General features: G+C 40.9%; 9 protein-coding genes. 1 reads left to right on the top strand and 8 read right to left on the bottom strand.

All coding sequences use genetic code 11. The annotated features are described in order from the left end of the window. Positions 1-2: 2 nt before the first annotated feature. The 7 genes from D7322_RS10945 to D7322_RS10915 form a co-directional block, all read right to left on the bottom strand. Positions 3-3,176 carry a SusC/RagA family TonB-linked outer membrane protein gene (locus D7322_RS10945; protein WP_121124151.1) on the bottom strand — a complete coding sequence of 1,058 codons (3,174 nt, stop codon included), beginning with the start codon at positions 3,174-3,176 and terminating at the stop codon, positions 3-5. A 30-nt stretch (positions 3,177-3,206) separates the two neighbouring features. After that, complete coding sequence (locus D7322_RS10940) at positions 3,207-4,250, bottom strand: DUF5007 domain-containing protein (protein WP_121124149.1); 1,044 nt, start codon at positions 4,248-4,250, stop codon at positions 3,207-3,209. Position 4,251: 1 nt separating this feature from the next. Next, positions 4,252-4,923, bottom strand: a complete 672-nt coding sequence (locus D7322_RS10935) for a hypothetical protein (protein WP_121124147.1) — start codon at positions 4,921-4,923, stop codon at positions 4,252-4,254. A 14-nt stretch (positions 4,924-4,937) separates the two neighbouring features. After that, the gene (locus D7322_RS10930) at positions 4,938-6,467 is read right to left on the bottom strand and encodes a RagB/SusD family nutrient uptake outer membrane protein (protein WP_245971319.1); all 1,530 of its coding nucleotides are present in this window, start codon (positions 6,465-6,467) and stop codon (positions 4,938-4,940) included. 13 nt (positions 6,468-6,480) lie between these two features. Continuing rightward, positions 6,481-9,414 (bottom strand): SusC/RagA family TonB-linked outer membrane protein, encoded by a 2,934-nt coding sequence (locus D7322_RS10925; RefSeq protein WP_121124143.1) that lies wholly within the window; start codon positions 9,412-9,414, stop codon positions 6,481-6,483. A gap of 725 nt (positions 9,415-10,139) precedes the next feature. Beyond that, complete coding sequence (locus tag D7322_RS10920) at positions 10,140-11,909, bottom strand: RagB/SusD family nutrient uptake outer membrane protein (protein WP_121124142.1); 1,770 nt, start codon at positions 11,907-11,909, stop codon at positions 10,140-10,142. Between the two features lie 13 nt (positions 11,910-11,922). Then, a complete protein-coding gene (locus D7322_RS10915; protein ID WP_121124140.1) occupies positions 11,923-15,222 on the bottom strand; it encodes a SusC/RagA family TonB-linked outer membrane protein in 3,300 nt (1,099 codons plus the stop codon). 733 nt (positions 15,223-15,955) lie between these two features. On the opposite strand from D7322_RS10915, the gene D7322_RS10910 reads away from it, so the two are divergent. After that, entirely contained in the window at positions 15,956-18,082 is a 2,127-nt protein-coding gene (locus D7322_RS10910) for an ATP-binding response regulator (protein WP_121124138.1), read from the top strand. 528 nt (positions 18,083-18,610) lie between these two features. On the opposite strand, the gene D7322_RS28760 is transcribed toward D7322_RS10910, so the two are convergent. Then, a partial coding sequence (locus D7322_RS28760) for a hypothetical protein (protein ID WP_220700060.1) occupies positions 18,611-18,863 on the bottom strand: 253 nt, incomplete at its 5' end.

Below are 18,863 nucleotides of genomic sequence, written 5' to 3'. Positions count from 1 at the left end.
AATTAAAATTGTACACTCACGCCTAACGAGTACGTTCTCTTACTTGGATAACCATTTGATCCATCGCGACCAACTGATGTGACCAATTCGGGATCGGGGCCAGCATAGCGGCTAAAGGTATAGATGTTATTTGCCGTGAAATTAATTCTTGCCGAGGTTAAACCGTAGCGCTGAATCCATTTTCTATCAAAATTATAACCCAACGTTGCCGAATTGATTTTGACATAAGATCCATCTTCCAAAAACATGGTCGAGTTATACCGATAAGGGTTGTAAAGAGTCAAACGCGTAAAATCCGATACATTCGGGTAATCCGCATTGTCGCCGAGTTGGCGCCATACATTATAGGCATCCAATGGCACGTAAGCCCCGGGTACATAGTCTGGTTTCCCTTCTATAACTCCCGTTGGGGTATCATAATTGCGGAAACGATCGGTCAACGCGGTATTTAAGATATCCCGATCCAGGGTATAAGAAAACTGTGTTCGTAAGGACCAATTTTTATAGCGTGTAAAGACGGAAAGTCCTCCGGTCATCGCAGGTTGCGAGTTGCCCACAAACACTAAATCATTTTCATCCAGGATATAATCACCGTTGATATCCGTGAAAATAGGATCACCGGCGCGAAAAAACTTCCCTGCGGAAAACTCCCCACCAGCACGATAACGCTGACCCGTCAACGGATTGACTGGGACCTCATCATCCGTTTTGTACACCCCCTTATAGTCATACAATACAAAAGTTAGCGGGTTTCTTCCCAATCTGAAAAACTGTGGTAAATTGTAACCAGATGTATTATCTGGCTGAATCAATTGTCTTACGCCATCCGGCAAGGCTGTTGTGTAATCACGGTTTAAGGCAAAAGTTGCAGTACCACTTAAATCCCAATCGCCATTTCTTAATCTCGGTCTAAAATTAATGGAAACTTCATGCCCCATATTTACCATAGCGGCTTCATTGGTCAGTACATTTTCGAAGGCATTGTGATTCGCAATTGCCTTTGAACGCAATATCTTATCTGATTGTTTATAGTAAGTTTCGTAAGTCAGGTATAATGCACTGTTGAAGAACCCTAATTCCATACCCAGCGACCATTGTGTTGTGGTCTGAGGTACGAGCTCGGTATTCGGCGCATTCTTTAAATCCAAAGAAGTTGTCGGTCTATTATTGTACCGTCCAGCATCAACTTTATACCAGCCGTACAAATCAGATAAAGTTCCGGTAGGTTGGATAGTGCGTCCGACCGAACCACGAAAAAATCCGGTATCCCACCAGGAAAATCTTTCCATGAACTTTTCTTTCTTAAAATTCCAGCGAAAACCAACGGAAGGATTAGACGTCCAAGGCGAAGCTCCACCAGTAACTGAAGTACCATCGACACGGTAAGTCAAATCTACGATATACTTGGAATCATAATTATACGATGCATTACCTGCATAGGCGATCGAACGATAATTGGTCAAGTTATTCAACAAACCGCCCAACGTTTGCCGCGTATTGTAACTGATGCCCGCTTGAAATTGATCATTTGCTGTTCCTCTAATTTTATTTAAAGTCGAGGAAGACTGTGAAATCTCCATTTCCGTAAAACCATACAGATTGATGACATGCTTCTCCTTGATCGCTTTAACCCAGGAAAGCAAATTCCGGTTATAAACCTTGCTCTTGTTGTCATAGTATCCATAGATTTCAGAACTATTCCCAAGCAAGAGTTCTGGTGTATATCTATCTTTGGTAGAGGTAGTATAATTATAATTAAACGTAGAAGTTGCCCGTAACCCTATAATCGGTTCATATTGTAACTCCACCTGGGCTACGTAATTTCCTGTCTTATTCTGATCATCGACATTCAGTGCAGACAAGGCCCCCATGCTACCCGAAAATAGTGATGGTGCAGGATAAAGGGAGGTGGTATTAACCGATTTCCCTACCCCGGTCTGCATTGCCGCATTACCGCTTCCCATTTGATTTTGAGCCAAATTCGCATTCACGTTGGCCATCATCCTGAAACGGTCATTCGGTTCATATTGCATATTGGATTGCACCGTATATCTTTTAAAACCCGTATTTGCAATAATCCCGTTCTCATCATAGTAATTCATATTCACTTTATAATTGAACACACGCTCTCCGCCCGAGATATTGACATTGTGCGTCTGATTATAGGTATTTCGATAGAAATAGGATTGCCAATCTGTGGAGTTGTTATAATACGGGTTTAAACTATCTGCCAACATGGGCGAATCGTTGATCCGTCTGATTGCCGCCGCCAAAGTTGTATCGTTCATCAGGATCTGTTCAACACGAACCATCCGTTCGTCTCTTCCGCCAATTACTTTACGTAACTGTGGTACAGCACTCATAAAAAACTGTCCTTGGTATTGTACCAGTGGAATTTTTGAATTACCCCGTTTGGTTCTTACCAGAATAACACCATAGGCTCCTCGCGATCCATATAAAGCTGTCGCCTGGGCATCTTTTAATACCGTAATATCTTCAATATCCTCTGGTGGGATCATGGAGATAGGCGAAACGCCCGGACCTGCTGTTTCAAAACCATATTCGTACCCCGAATTGTCGTCAATAGGCACGCCATCAATAACAAACAAAGGTGAAGTTGGTGTCAAAAAGGTATTATCACCACTACCAGATACATTAAAATTAGAAATACCACGTACAGCAATCGTTCCGCGCATCCCGGGACTCCCCGTATTATTCTGAATATTCATACCGGCGACCTTACCCTGCAGTAAATCGACAAAATTTCCAGAAGGGATATCTTGGATTTCCTTACCGGATATCGTCACAACCGACCCGGTTAAAGTTTCCCTTTTTCGCTGCTGATAACCTACTACGACCGTTTCTTCCAGCTCCTGCTCTTTGCTTTCCATCAAAATATTGTACTCCGTTTTTCCTGCCGTAACGGGCTGTTTCACTGTTCCGTAACCTTGATAAGAAAACACCATAACCCCATTGGTAGGCATAGATATAACAAAACGACCGTCGTCACCTGTTTTTCCAAGATCCCGCTTTGGATTTTCCAACTTGATGGAAACTCCTGCCAGCGGTCTATTGTTGGCCCCTTTTACCGTCCCCTTCACCATACCAGTCTGCGCCAGTACGCTATTGGTCAACACATTGGCAAAAAGGAATATTAGTATACATAATTGTTTCATAATTGTTAAGCTAAATTAATCGGCACTTGATCAGTCAAATTTTGGTAACTCATAAGGAAAACGAAATTGAATTTCCCAATTACCCTCCTCAAAAATGGAAAACTCCAATCCAAAGTAATTGTCCTCCAAGAAACCAAAATCACCTTTGCGTCGAAATTTGAATTCAATGTAGGCGTTCTCCCCAGTGATATTTGTGTAAGGTGTTGCTATTGCTGACAAAGGAATTGGGTAAGCCACATCATACACAACTTTGTTGTTTTCAAAGCGATGATTAAAACCATGTACCAACCCCTCCCACTTCGTTGCCGAGAATTTCTTGGGATCTATGGGGTTGTTCAATGAATCCAAGAAACTGATCGTAAGGGTTTTCGTCCCTGCTACATTATTCTCCAATTTGTTGAAATATACCCTGATATCTGAATTAAACATTGCCCGATCCGTTCTGTCACCACGCATATTGCTTGACATCTTTGTTATAAACGTGTATGGTATTGGAGATAGACCGGTTATTGGATCAATTATACTGGGCTCATAAGGACGTTCACGTAAAGGCTTCAGTTTAAAATTCCGTAAATAGCGTCTTCCCCCTGTATTGGTTAATTCGACATCAAAAACATACCCAGAATCAGGTTGAGCTTTAATAAATCCGGAATTTCCCGATTCTCCCCAAAAATTGATATTTCCAGATTTCTCCAAGATTTCAAGGATCGGACGGTATTCAATTTTTCTTTTCGCTTCGATTTCCGCTATTGATTTCTCAAAACCGGTATAAGCCTCTTTCCAAATCTTGACAGGAAATTTATCATCGAATAGCGTTGTCGGTTGCCCGTCAATATCCCGAGCGTTCACTATTTTAAAGGTTAAAGGCTGCGAAGTATTTTGTCCGATATTGACGATATTGTCATAAAAGGTATTTCTCCCCAAAACGGGTTGAAATTCCGTTGTATTATAAACGACATCCTCGCCCAATGAATCTTGATCCGTAGGGATATATTTTTTACAAGATGTTAAAGCGAACAATGCAAATCCGAATAGAACAACTTGTTTGATCGTGTTATATGATTTTGTGTTCATGTTATCTATTTAAGAATTTAGCCAGTTTAGAAAAGCCAAAATTGTGGCTGGGCGACAGAATATGTAACCGTCCATTTGTCGTTCGGATATTGACGACGGAAGTGTTACTTTCCTGCCAATAGCGCTGAAAAATTGAGTTATTCATATCGCTCAATACAATTTGCTGCTGTCCCCCTTCAATAATTCCTGAAGCAGAGCTCACTTTATATTTCATGGTCATCCGGTAATCATCAATACTCCGTATTTCTTTACCCTCCACAAAATCTTTCAGGCTCTCCGTATCGTGAATACCATTGAAAGCATAATGGTAAGTCAACGTATCAATCAACGGTTGTGGAATATCTTCCAGGAATAAATGTGGTCTGTTGCCTGCCGTACGAATGGCATTCATTGCGTCAATGGCATTGGTGAAGCTATTGTTGGTCATCGCAAAGAAAGTAATCGTGTCTTTCGGATTTTTCAACCTTGCCCGAAGGTCTGGTACGCGTTCCAATACTAATAGTAAGGAATCATAAACGGATCCCTGTTCTTCCAGAAACTCTAGCGTAGTACCATTGTACTCGGTATATTTTATCTGATAATCTTCATAATAGGTATTCCCTTTTTTGCACGATGCAAGTCCCATTAAGAGTAACAAGACGGAAATACCAACATAGCTTATTTTTTTCTTCATGGTTATTTGTTAGCTTATTTCCAGTAAGAGTTTTGTTCCAGTTTCGAATTACGTTCCAATACATCTGAAGAGATTGGCCAATAAATACCTCCATTTTCAATCAGCGCATTTAATCGCGGATTGTTCTTTTTAATTTTCGCCAAACGGATCTGATCATACCAGCGCCAGCCTTCGCCCATCAATTCCCGTCGTCTTTCCAAGAAGATTTCCTCCAAAAGATCCTTTGGAGAGGTATTGATATAAGGTTTTAAACCGCGCTGCGCCTTAATCATATTCAGGTACTTAATGGATTCATCTTTCTGTCCCAACACAGCTTTCGCTTCGGCTTGGAGCAAAAAGATATCTTCCAAGCGGGTAAATACTAGGTTGGATCCGAATATGGAGAAATCCGAATCTCCAGAACCATTACGGATCACCTTGATCTTACTGAAAATTGGAATATCACCATTATAATTTGTGAAGTAGTTGGTCCGTACCAGTCCTGAGACAGAATCTATCCCAAAACGGGTATCATTGACATCGTCAAAAATTTTGTTAATGGTATCACGGTTCACGTAAATGTCCGGTTTAGCTTTGGTCACTATCGGATACCCCAGGGTTAATGATTCGATATGCCCCGTATTTGTTGCTTCTCCTAGTTCATACGAGGCGCGAACGGCAAGAATCTGTGCCTGTGTACTTGGTCCGAAAAGGCCGGTTGTCGGATTGACCAAATTCGGCACACCCATAAGTGACAAATTTGTTTTTGAGTAATTATCAACGACAAATTTGGAATACACATCTGCATTAATATATTTACCTTGCCATGCTGCAATATGCGCCAGCAAGGAATAAGCAGTGATTTTATTGACCAAAACACCTACCCAGGTCCCATAACTTTCACCATAGTAACTTTGTGTACCTAATGCATATACATAAGGTAAATCTTGTGCCGCATTTAACAACTCAGATTCTGCAAAAGCTAATACTGTAGCCTCAGACGCTTTAGCCACCTCAACGAAACTGCCATTGTCATAAGAATCCTTCAGTAAAGGAACTTCGCCCCAGATACGCACCATATAAAAGTACATCAATGCCCGAATCGTACGTGCTTGAGCAATATCATATTTCAAATCGCGCTCTGTATAGCGGCTATCTTTGGATAATACCTCCGGTGCGCGCTCGATAAATAATGACGCAGCATTAATTACTGCATAAAAACGACGCCAATCTGTCAATCCTTTAATTAACGGATAGGCTGCTTTCAACTTATTTTCCTGTACAACACGAAGATCAGCACGAGAATAGGAATTGAAATCACCATAACGCATCTCGCCATAGACCCAGTGCCCATAATTATCCACCATTGCCGCTCGCATCAAACCGTACATGCCCATAAGGTGCGCGCGGGTATCTGAAATCGAGGCCCATTCCTTTCCTTCTGAACCAACGTTGACAGCAACAATATCAAGTTTTTTATTACAGGATGTGCTTAGCACACTAATACCCATCATAAATAATAGGTATCGTCCCCATTGATTATATTTCTTTATCTTAAACATCATTCAATAATTTGCGTTATAAATCCAATTTGATTCCCATCGTCACAATTGGCGACATTGGCAGACCATATCCTGTATAATACCCATTGAAATCAATTAATTCGGGATCAGTTCCTGAGAATTTACTTATAGTCAATAGATTTGTACCGGATAAATAAACATACGCGCGACGTATCGTCTTCATTTTATCCTTGATTGAATTCAATTGCGCTAAATCATAGCCTACGCTCAGAGCACGCAATTTTAGGAAAGAAGCATTCTCTAAAAAGAGATCTTGATCCACGCGATAAGAGACTATTGGACTCCAAGGATTATACGTTGGATATTTCGTAATATCGACGTCCTGCTGCCAATGAAAAACTTCCCGGATACCATCCAAAGAATTTGTATTCTCGGTATTTATGAAATCGTATTTCGTAGATGCACGCTGGTTAAGCGCTTTTTGGCCAACAGCAAAGTACCATTGCATGTTCAGATCAAAGCCTTTAAACTTGAATTGGTTGTTGAATCCACCGACTAGTTTAGGCATCGCGTTACCCTTTAACACACGATCTTTATCATCAATTTTAAAGTCACCATTCTGATCTTTCCAAATCGGGTCTCCAGCAGCAAAGTCAACACCATCAAATTGTAATTTTTGACCGTTTCTCACCGGAATATCTGTTTCGGTGTTATAAATCCCTTCATTTTCGTAGAGCCAGAATTTATCCACTGCTTCTCCCACACGTAATAGACGATTGTTAATCTTAAGCTCCTGTTTGTCATTGGGCAAAGCTGTAAGCTTATTTTGATTCCAATTTAGGTTTAAGGCGGTGTTCCATTGCAATCCTTCAGGGTTAGAAAGTACGTTAATATTCAAATCCAGATCGATACCTCTATTTTGTACGGTCATTCCATTAACAATTTGTCCAGAATAACCATACTCAGCTGGTATAGGCATATTGGCCAGTTGATTGACATCCTTCTTTTGGTAAGCTGCAATGGCAAAATTCAGCCGTTTGTCAAGCATAGAACCATCAAGCATTATTTCGGTATGATCGGTATATGGCCATTTAATATCATAACCAACCCAACCTTCCGAATAAGGGCGTGAGGCAACGGCAAAACCATTGTATGAAACAAGTGACTTCTCAGAACCCCAGTTTAAATCAGCTGTATAATTGGGACCGACGGCATATTTACTTGTAAAAATGGGCTTTCCGATCCGTGCCCATGATGCTTTGATATTGAGGTTATCCATCACTGCATGTTCCTCAGGATTGATCAAATGATATTTTGCTGAAAATGCAGGGGTCATTAACCAACGCGAATCAGGTTGCATCGTCGAAGAACCATCATAACGGAGCACTGCATTGACATCCAATTTGTCTTTCCAGCTGTACATGCCCGACAAGAAGAAGGAATGAAGTCTAAAATCTTCCCGATTTGTCCATCGATTGACATACAAACCACCAATCGGTTTCAGATAATCGCCAGAATTTGGATCCCCATCAACGACATTGACTTTAATAAAATCATTTGGACCATCATACGCACGCGCATAATGATATCTGTACAGGTCTTGGGTATAGTTTGACCCAAGGATAAAATTAAATTTATGTTGTTGCTGCAGTGTAAAATTGTAATTTAAGCTATTATTAAAAGTCAACCGCTCATTAAATCCAAAATATCCTGACATGTAGTTATTTGTCTCCATCAGGGACCCGGGGAAAAATGCCTGTCTGGATCCCTCAGAATAATCAATACCAAGATTTGTATTAAACTTAAGGTTCGGCAACAGGTAAAGGTCGAGGTTAACCAAAAGGTTAAGCATATTGACCGAGTTATTGTCCAACGCTCTCTTATAAATATCCAGATATTGACCATACATCTCTTTATTTGGCGAGATGGGAATAGACAGATCCGGTACATAGGCGGCTTCTCCAAAGCGATCTCTTAAACTTCTATTCCGATCACGAAGACTTCTACTGGCGTTAACAGTCGTTCCAAAGTTAAACCACTTAAATGGTGCCATATTTACATTGAACAATGCATTATACCGTTCTATATTGGTTTTGTCTGCTGAACTCGCATTTTTCATATAGCCGCCCATAAATGCAAAATTCGCCCGGTCGCCACCGCCTCGAATCCCCAAATTCCCACCGTAAATCGGTGTCACTTTGTAGTACTCTTCATTCCAATTGGCTGGACCATAATAATTTATATTAGTCGAATCACTGAGATAACCGGGATAATTCAAACGGTCGCTAGCCGTGCCATATTTATTGTAAAAAGTAGAACGGAATAAGTTTTCATATTGTGCGTTTACAGGTGTCACTGCAGGTTTTGTAGCTAACCCTACGTAAGCATCAAAACTAATTTCTCTTTTTCCTTCTTTTCCCGGCTTGGTCAAGATCCAAATTGCACCATTTGCTGCAAGTGGTCCCAACTTTGCGAGCACGATTGGATCCTTAATTACTTCAATTGACTCAACAACAGATAGATCTAATCCGGCAAAATTATCTGTTGCTGGACCTATTCTATTAAATTGATATTGCTGAATCGAATAAGTGAAATTGTTATCCCGGGCAATTGGTATACCGTTGATATAGACTGTCGGTTGAACATTGACAGCATCTTTGGTTTCAAAGACCGGACTCCCAAGTCCTCTAAGAATCATGTTTTTAGGAGCTCCAGGTTCGCCTGTTGCTTCTTGAACATACAATCCCGCAATCTGTCCTTTTAGCATTTGGGTGATGCTTACTAAAGGTAGTGTTTCAATGTTGCTCGTGTTGAGGCTATCCCTCACACCTTGTTTTTTGAGCAATGTCTTAAGTCTTCCCCGTAAAAGCTGTTGATCAACCTCACTGATCTCGGAGGTGTCTTTTTGAGCATTCCAGTTGAGCCAAGTATGTGCTTGGGATTTCTGGAAAACCGGGAAAAGAAATAAAAAACAAAATAGTCTTCTCATTCGATTTTTGTCTTAGGCTTAAATTAAAAATTGGCACAAAACGGCTTATAAATTTCGTGTCGGCAATAAAAAATGTTCGCTGCTCTTAGGCGGCAATAATTGATAGTACATAACAATACTAGGAATAATTAGGTAAGATAGCGTGTGCCCACCCAAACGAAATCGATTGCGTAATCGACACAAACGATTGCATTGGAATTAAAACAATAAAAGTTCGTCACAGCAAAAAAAAATGAAATATTTTTTCTCAAGAAGTATACAAAATAAATAAAAAGAAACACCAACCCCACATAATTCCAAATAACAACTGAATTATGCTATACATATACATTAATTTCCATTACCTAATGGGAGAATTGTGAAATTTTTAAAAAAGATTCAAATCAAACTGAAATTTAAACAAAACAAAGTTTTTTAATTTAACTGAATAATCATCCATCATCGGTTCAATAAAAAATGATGTAAGCCCCAAAAGAATGACAGCAATAGTGTCTCGTAATACGCGTTGTTCACAAACTTTCAAAGCCCGTATTGAATACCATTGACAACATTTCTATCGCTATAAAATGACATAAAAAATGCTCCCAAAAAGTTAGACACTTTTTGGGAGCAATGCAATATCGGTCTTTTTTAGAAACGAAAATTACTATGTCTATATCAGACCGTTGATTGCCTAAACAGCACTATGCAGATCTATGCAGACGCGATCTTCTTGGAATGAGCTTCTACTCCAGCGTTGGATTAAATTCTCCGCCCCAATCCTTATTTTGTTTGATATTCGGATTCTTGTCTATCACCGATTGTGCAATCGGAAAGAAATAGTACGTATCGGGCACCAGATTGATTTTATTTCCGGTACTAGGCACCTGTAGTATCGTATACTTAAATTGATTTTCCTTCAATTGATACGTTTTGGCCAGATCTGCTGCTGCCTTTAGATCCATATCCGTTCCGTTTGAATTTATAGCGATTGCTTCCACGCCCTGTTTGGTTTTATTATTCAAGACAGCAAGCTTGCGCAATCTGCGTAAGTCCCAAAAGCGATGGCCTTCAAAACAGAATTCGATATTGCGTTCGGCGAGTATAGCTTCCCGCATGTCTGCTCTATTACCCGCTGTAATACCATAATTATTGTCTGTTCCTGGTTCGATGCCCGCACGCATTCGGATCTGCTTTAAAAGCGACATTGCTGTGGCGAGATCACCGGTTTCATTCGCTGTTTCAGCATAATTCAATAGCACCTCTGCATAGCGCATCAGTACGAAATCCACATCATACTGGGTTTCTACCTGTGTTTGCCGTAAAGAGAGTTTTGAGTTTTTTAGAATAAAGAATCCCGTATAACGATCCCTGTTCGAAGAAGTTGTTCCGGCTTTCGGATTTTCACCAAAATTGTCCAGGGCATCCGCAATACCCAATGAAGTGTATTGTCTTTTACCGGTTTTACCCGAAACTTCGTAGATTTTTCCGTTCCAGACGATAGATTTGTCAAAACGAGGATCGCGATTCTCCCAATATGACTGTAAGAATTGTTCATCTGTTTTATGGTATTTACCCGTTGGATCGGTGTAGAGTTTGCCATCTTTCATCGGGAATTCTTTCACAAAATCCCATGTGGGGACAGCACTGGCAGTTCCACGGCTTTCAGACCCCGGCCGCACCCCATTATCCCAGTTAGCGACCTTGTTGGGATAGGAGTTGATCACGGCAAAGATCACCTCAGGACCTTTTTCCACTAAGGCAATATTGTAATAGTCAGCGGTCAAACTATAGCCTTGTGCCTTCAACTGCTCATAAGCTTTTTTATTCACAGTGTTGGCTTCCGCCCAATAGGCATTGCCATAAGGGTTTGAAGGATTAAATTGTGGTGAAGCCTTGTACAACAATATTTTCGCTTTAAAAGCCAGTGCGAAATTACCGTCAATACGTCCATAATCCGCAGCGCCCTTTCCAATTGTCATGGGCAGATAGGTCATCGCTTCATCGAGATCTTTTACAATTAAATCAAAACATTCCTTGGTGCTGTTGCGCGGAACTCTCAGTTCATCGTTTTCCAGATCCTGTGGTTTGGTGATGTAGGGCACCCCGCCATGATACTTGACCATATTGAAATACATGTAAGCACGCATGAAAAGTGCCTGACCTAAGATGGACTTCTTGGTAGTTTCATTTAATCCGGTACTTTCTGATACCTTCTGGATGGCGGTATTGATCTTGCGCATGGTTGTATAATCCCATGCCTTATAGGCGGTATTATTAACGGTAACGGCATTCAAGGGAAAGTTGATTCCGGCCAGCTGTTGTGAGTTATTATCAGCAGCGCTGTTCCAGTTCCCAAATAAGGTATATAAATTAGCCAGATAGGCATTGACGAGATTAGGGTCATTCCACACCTTATCTTCGTTCACCGAATTAAGATCCTCAATATCCAGCACATTTTTACAAGAAGCCGTTGTCAACAACAGAGCAACTAAGGGATAAAATATCTTTTTCATCTTTAAAAATCAATTAAAATTTAACATCTAGGCCCAAGGTGAACGTTTTCATCACCGGATAAGAATCGTACATTTTCTGTTCCGGATCATGAAATTCCTTCATTGGTGAGAAAACAAATAGATTGGTACCATTTAAGAATACGTTTACACTCTTCATTTTGATTTTTTCCATCATGGCCTGTGGCAGCGTATATGAAATATTTAAATCCCGCAACCGCATATAAGCTCCGTTGCGAATCCAGAATGATGAAGAAGCGGCTCCAGATTCCTGCCAGTTATAACCTACAGGACGCGGGTATTTGGCATCCGTGTTTTCAGGTGTCCAGACATCTGAAGTCCAGATCGGATAATAAGGTCTAAAGGTATCCCCATGTTGGCGCATCCCGGCCCCTTCCTGATTACTGATTACACGATCATAGGCCAAAACCCCCTGAAATAAGGCCGAAATATAGAAACCTTTCCAGCTGGCATTAAACCCGAATCCATAGTTGATGCGAGGCGTGTTATTCTCCGAAAGCAACTGCATATCATTGTCATCAATAATGCCATCAGGCTGGTCGGCATAATTCTGTCCACGGATATCTTTATAAAGAATCATCCCCGGATAAGGGTCACGGCCATAGGTCTTAAAACCTTTCGCTTTCAGCGCATCGGCCTCGGCTTGTGTGCGGACCAGCCCCGAAGCTTCTAAACCAACAATACGATTTTCAGGCCGTCCCACTTTGGAACGGAAATTTTCTCTTCCACCTACTGCATAAGAGGGTTCTTCATCAAAAATATCCCAGCGGTCTTTCGCATAGCCCATATTCGCATTCAGACCATAAGAAACCTCCCCGATCCGGTCGTTCCAGTTGAATGAAATCTCCCCTCCCCGAAAGCTTCGGGCGGCATAATTTTCCGGTGCCAGCGCACGTCCATAATTATCCGGCACCTTTATCCCCCTCGTTCCGAGGATATCGGTTTCCTTCCGGATAAATCCATCCAAACTACCCGTTAGCTTATTCTGAACAAAACCAAAGTCGATCCCTACGTTATAGCTCTTTGATTTTGTCCAGGTCAGATTTGTTGTCGGATTATCCAGATAGGTTACCCCAGTGTAATAGCTATCCCCAAAAATATATCCAGGTACCGGGGTTCGGGTTCCCGTCCGTGAAGTGATGATCGAACTATATTTTTCCATATACGAATAAGGTAATATCGAATTGCCGTCGACATCCACAAAGTTGCCCGAGCTTCCGTACGATGCCCGTAGTTTTAAATCACTGACCGTATTCTTGATGGATGAAAAGAAATTTTCATCCGAGATGCGCCAGCCAAGAGACATCGATGGAAAAAATCCCCAACGCTTATCATTTGGGAATAAAGGCGAACCGTCGTAACGAAAGGAAAATTCTGCAATATACTTATCCGCATAGTTATAGTTCGCCCGACCGATTACTCCGCGTCGCGCATCCATTAATTCAAAAGCATCTGTCGATCGCATGCTCCTGTCGGTCGGATAAATATACATTTGATCTAAAGGAATAATTGGATTTTCTGCCCGTGATGTTATGTTTGTATTACCCGATTTAAACTGCTCATAAACCACTAGACCATCCACAGTGTGTTTACCAAACTTGCGGTTATAGTTCAAAAACCAGTCCACCTGGTATTGCCATTTTCGCTGTGGATTGTAGTCCATAAATGGCTGGGCCTGGCTGAAAGTAAATACATTGGTCCTATCTTCTGAGGGCGGTGCCGGTATAAAACGGTTTCCATCCGGATTCAATGAGGTGAATGTATAATTCTTTTGGAAACTCATATATCGCTTGCGCATATAATCTTCTGCCACGTAACTTCCCACCAATTTAGTTGAAAGTCCTTCCAACAGCTTATCCAATTTCAAATTCAGTGTCATTATCGGATTTACCTGACGCACCTTACGATCGATATACCGGTCGCCGATCACCTGGTCAATTACATTCCAAGCCTGCCAGCTTCCCATTGGTGTCTGCACCGGATAAGCTGTTGGGGTATTGCTCGGTGTCCCGTCTGCCGTCAGATAAAAGGGATACATTTTAGGCCAGTTGAAAGTAACCCGATAAAAATCCGAAACATCGAAATCATCATCGTTGGATGAAGTACTAAATGGCCAGAAGAACCTGTTTGAGTTTGTCTGGTTGGCCGATATATTAAAATCCATGCTAAATGCATCACTGATTTTCGCCGAAATATTGCTACGTAGATTGAATTTTTCATGATCCAGTGATTTGTAAGAACCATTTTCCTTTCTATAACTCAGCAATGCATAGTAAGTAATCTTGTCGCCCCCACCATTGACCGCGATAGATTGTCGGTGACTAAAAGGGTTTCGCCAGATGACATCATTGGCATTGTAATTTTTGTCTTTAAAGTAGTCAAATTCGCGCTGTCCATTCGGCGCTACCCAAGGCGTACTCTTGCTTCCCTGTTCCCAGCGGAATTGGGAAACCCGATTCTGGTAAGTCAATTCATCTGTAGCGGTAGTCAGGTTAGCTAATAAGGTCTGCGTGGGTGAGCTAAAGGAATAATTACTCTGCACATTGAACACCGGCGCTTGGGCTGTTCCCTTTTTTGTTGTCACCAGTACAACGCCATTACCCGCTCTGGTACCATAGACAGCGGCAGTTCCGGCATCTTTCAAGAAACTCATCTGATCTACTTCATTGGCTTCCAAGGCATCAAAGGCCGCTTTATCACGCACCACACCATCAATAACATACAAAGGTTCGACAGCGGCTCCACGGATACGCAGCGAAGAGGAAGCTCCAGCCATTCCTGAAGTATTGGTCACATTCACGCCAGCAGCCCTTCCCGCCAATGTATTGGACAGATTGGACGGGGAAATGTTTTTCAGTTGTTCAGAATTTACAGCAGCCACAGCCCCGGTTAAATTCCCTTTTTTTTGCTTACCATAGCCTACGATAACCACTTCTTCCAATGACTCCGAGTTGCTCAGCATCGTTACGGCGACAGCGCCACTACCTACCGCGACTTCCTGTCGTGTGTAGCCTTGATAGTTGATCACCAAAAAATCGCCTTGTTTGGCGCGAATAGAAAAGTTACCGTTAACATCCGTCGAAGCTTGTACCGTACTGCCCTTTACGGTAATGGTAGCACCTGCAAGTGGATCACCTTTCTCATTTTTTACATTCCCTGAAATTTGTTGTTGATCGACATGAAAATAGTTCGATTTCAGGTTGCTCGCAAATAAATTGGGGGACGAGCACAAAAGACCAAGCCCTAGGAGACTTAATGGTCTGACTTTTCGGCAAAAAAGATAATTCTTTTTCATAATTAAGATGAAGGTTTAGATAATAGTTTACAAACAATTACTAACGGTTTATTGGTATCATGTCTTTTGTAAAAAAATCACAAAAGATCATGGATTATTATAGGAAATTAAACAAAAGATTCTGAAAATAAAAATGAAATTGAACAAAAGATTCTGAAAATTAATCCGTTTTTGATATTTTACAGAATGCTTATTAAAATAAATCATCAACTTTTTTATAAAACAGCGCCCCTAAGCTCAATTTCATTTAAACAACATGCCTATTTTCATAAGACCAAAGCATTCGCCTAAATAGCAATAAAAAAGCAGCTACCAAGGCAGCTGCTTCATCCAATGGAGCAATAGAATGTATTATTTTTTCTCAATCTTGTTGAAAGGAACACTCGACGACAGATTAAACGTAAAATTTCCTTTCGAATCTACACCACCAGCACCCCTTATCCGTGCTCTAATGAGATTGCGCACGGCTTGCCTGCCAGTAATCAACGACACATTGCTGAAATAATGATCTTTTTCATCAGATGACAATTTGTTCTTACGTTTTCACCTGTAAATAGAAAATAAAAATTGTACTATGGGTGCACTCTCTTCAATTAAACGATTGTGTAAGTTTTTCAAAATGTAGCGATTAATTGACAGTACTACACAGCGGCTTTCATTTTTAAGTCTTAAATTTGAGTTCCATACAAAATAAAGAGGCTATAATTAATTTATTGGTTGAAAGAATAACGACGTGAAAAATAATAGAAAAATATTTATTTTCAGGACAATTTTAATTGCTTTCCTGATTCTTTCTTTGGTGTATATCGGCTCGATATTCACCTATCAATATATTGAATATCAAAAAACAGAGGCCCGTCTAAATAAAGCTTACAGTTCTAAAAATCAGTTAACCAGCTTATTTTATGAGCTTTTTGCGTCTTACAATGACGCCGGTAATGCGTTTCGCTCCTATACCGTGGATTTCAGTGCTGAAAATTTAGCAAACTATACGAAAAAACTCGATAGCCTCCGTTTTTATATTGACTCTCTCTCGACCCTCTCTTCCAAAAAGGGGATTTCTTTTTCGACCAATACACCCTTGGAGCAGAACATCCATCTCTCCGACGAATTCGCGCGTATAAAGAAATCTGTTGATAACATGATTTTCCTGGCAAAAGATTCCCTGCCTCTTTTGACTAAAACCAGTCGTACGTTGCGTCCGATAAGCAACCGGATAGATGCGGATTCTGTGGTCAGTAAAATACTACGAGATACTGCCTTAAATGTCAGAAAAAAAGATACAATTGTCAGAAAAAAAGAAAAACTCTTCACCCGGATTTTCAAAGCAAAAAATGACACATTAGTTGCTGACAAACTCGAACAGCAATTTAATGTTAATCAGATCAAAGCTATCCACGGCCAGATCCAAAACTTGATTGAGCAGAATGAATCCTTTTATAAACAAGATTTCAGCAAAATTCGTCGGTCTTTCACCGAACTTCAAGTTAAGGAAAGACAGCTGCTGCAATCGAATTATGCACTTTTTAGTACCATCAGCACTGCTTTGCTCAAAATAAAGACACATGAAGATGAGTCTTTACGGGCCGCCGAAATACAGGATTTCACCTTGTACAAGAAAAATTCCGCCATCTTCGGGAAGCAGGTTATTGCATCAATTATACTCATGATTATTATGGTAACCCTAATTCTGTCCTATCATTACAATACCATCATTTATGAGCGTAAAATCACCGCTGCGAGAGATTATGCACTACGCACAGCCAAGGAAAAAACAGGTATACTTGCCAATGTGAGCCATGATGTAAGGACGCCGGTCAATTCATTGATCAGCGTTATTGACTTATTAAAAAACAATACATCTAATAATCGTATTAATCCAGCACTATTGGATTCCATTACACAGGACATCCAAGTTATCAACGATACGGTTGAGGATATCCTCAATCTTGGCAAATTAGAAGCAGGCATGCTGGAAATTAAGGAAGAATACTTTTCACCGACCAACCTCCTTGCCAATCTGATAAAAATGCAGCAAGCCCAAGCCGATAAAAAAGGTCTTCAGCTCATCAGTCATATTAACATTGACCGGGATATTTTAATCAAGAGCGGGGCATATCGATTGCGCCAAATTGTATCCAATCTCCTGAGTAATGCAATTAAGTATACCGATAAAGGGCAAATAGAGATAAAAGCTTTTATCAGTTCCGAAGCAGAGAAAACCCTTCATATCCAAGTTATTGATACTGGAAAAGGCATCCCTGCTAAAGATCAGGAACATATATTTGAACAATATTATATGTCCGACCTGAAGTCCAAAAACAGTTTTGGATTGGGATTACATATTTCCAAGCTTATGACTGAGCAGCTCAAGGGGACCTTAAGCGTACAAAGTAAGCTAGGAAAAGGATCAACATTTACGTTGATCGTTCCTATTACCGATGAAAAGAAAAGCACGAATCAAATTTCCCTACAGGACAATCTATCAGAAAACTTACGTTTTGTGATTATTGATGATAATGCGATCAATAATTTATTTGTTAAACAAGCCTTGAAAAATTTCAAAAATGTACAGGTTTTTCAGGATCCCCAACATGCGATAGACTATCTGCAAAAACATGCAAGTGACATTGTGATCACCGATCTTAGAATGAAAGGTCCGAGTGGTTGGGACATACTGAATACAGTTAAAGGAAACAATACCACTCAGGGATTAAAAAGTAAAGTCATTGCATTGACATCAGACACGTCACAGGTGATCACACAGGTACCTGAGGGACAGACGCATCATTTCGATGGGGTGATGGTCAAGCCTTTTAATCTGTCGACCCTTGTTCAAATTTTAGCAACAATGTCATAGATCCTATTAGTAGTGCAATGATCCTTTACATTTCCAGAAGCATCAACTATTTTAGAAAAATCAAGCCGTATTGGCTTAACCAGCTATCAAAGGGCGACAGTGAATACTGCGCCCTTACACTATATTCCATGACCACATTCTAACATCTGTAAAAATTCCTACCCTCGTATTTCACACTGCGGATCGTTTGCTTCCCGATACCTATTTCACCCCACTCTGCCGTATTATGCCCATTTTCTGATGTGAGGATCCACCGGCAATGCCGATATCTTCTAAACCTTTTTTGTTCGTCATATTTTCTTTAGCATCAAGTGGGCACAAATATCTTTCCAGCAGTATCTATCATACTACATACAGAGACAGCGTTCTTATCAATCACTACGGAGTCAACATTTAGGCAGAAGCTCCCACCCCAGATGAATTCTCATTGTATCGTTCGATCAGCCTACCTACATGCTTACCACTTTCCAGGCCGGGTGCTTATAAACATAATTCAATACATAGTCTCTTTTGCTCCACAGTAGTATACTATAACGTGGCCGGGACTGCTTTGCGGGCCCCTAGTTGCATACCCGTTTCCCGGAGTTTGCTCGGCCCGCCGCTTCTTGATAGCGAACATGGAGCGGGGGCATAGTACCGGCAAAGGGAGGAAAAGGACCGGAGGATAAATAAAGGTCCTTGGGAAGCACCCAAACGAAAGAAGCCCTTGACTGTTTCCAGCAAGGGCTTCCGTGTAAAAAAAGGCACCGACCTACTCTCCCACCTGTTACGGCAATACCAT

The sequence above is a fragment of the Sphingobacterium puteale genome (assembly GCF_003627955.1).
GTDB lineage: Bacteria > Bacteroidota > Bacteroidia > Sphingobacteriales > Sphingobacteriaceae > Sphingobacterium > Sphingobacterium puteale.
This window is presented reverse-complemented; position numbering and strand designations above follow the sequence as displayed.

What these genes read in the sequence shown, in the direction of transcription:
- D7322_RS10930 (WP_245971319.1), bottom strand. Translation starts at nt 6,467, where the DNA reads ATGATGTTTAAGATAAAGAAATATAATCAATGGGGACGATACCTATTA.
- D7322_RS10935 (WP_121124147.1), bottom strand. Translation starts at nt 4,923, where the DNA reads ATGAAGAAAAAAATAAGCTATGTTGGTATTTCCGTCTTGTTACTCTTA.
- D7322_RS10940 (WP_121124149.1), bottom strand. Translation starts at nt 4,250, where the DNA reads ATGAACACAAAATCATATAACACGATCAAACAAGTTGTTCTATTCGGA.
- D7322_RS10945 (WP_121124151.1), bottom strand. Translation starts at nt 3,176, where the DNA reads ATGAAACAATTATGTATACTAATATTCCTTTTTGCCAATGTGTTGACC.
- D7322_RS10920 (WP_121124142.1), bottom strand. Translation starts at nt 11,909, where the DNA reads ATGAAAAAGATATTTTATCCCTTAGTTGCTCTGTTGTTGACAACGGCT.
- D7322_RS10925 (WP_121124143.1), bottom strand. Translation starts at nt 9,414, where the DNA reads ATGAGAAGACTATTTTGTTTTTTATTTCTTTTCCCGGTTTTCCAGAAA.
- D7322_RS10915 (WP_121124140.1), bottom strand. Translation starts at nt 15,222, where the DNA reads ATGAAAAAGAATTATCTTTTTTGCCGAAAAGTCAGACCATTAAGTCTC.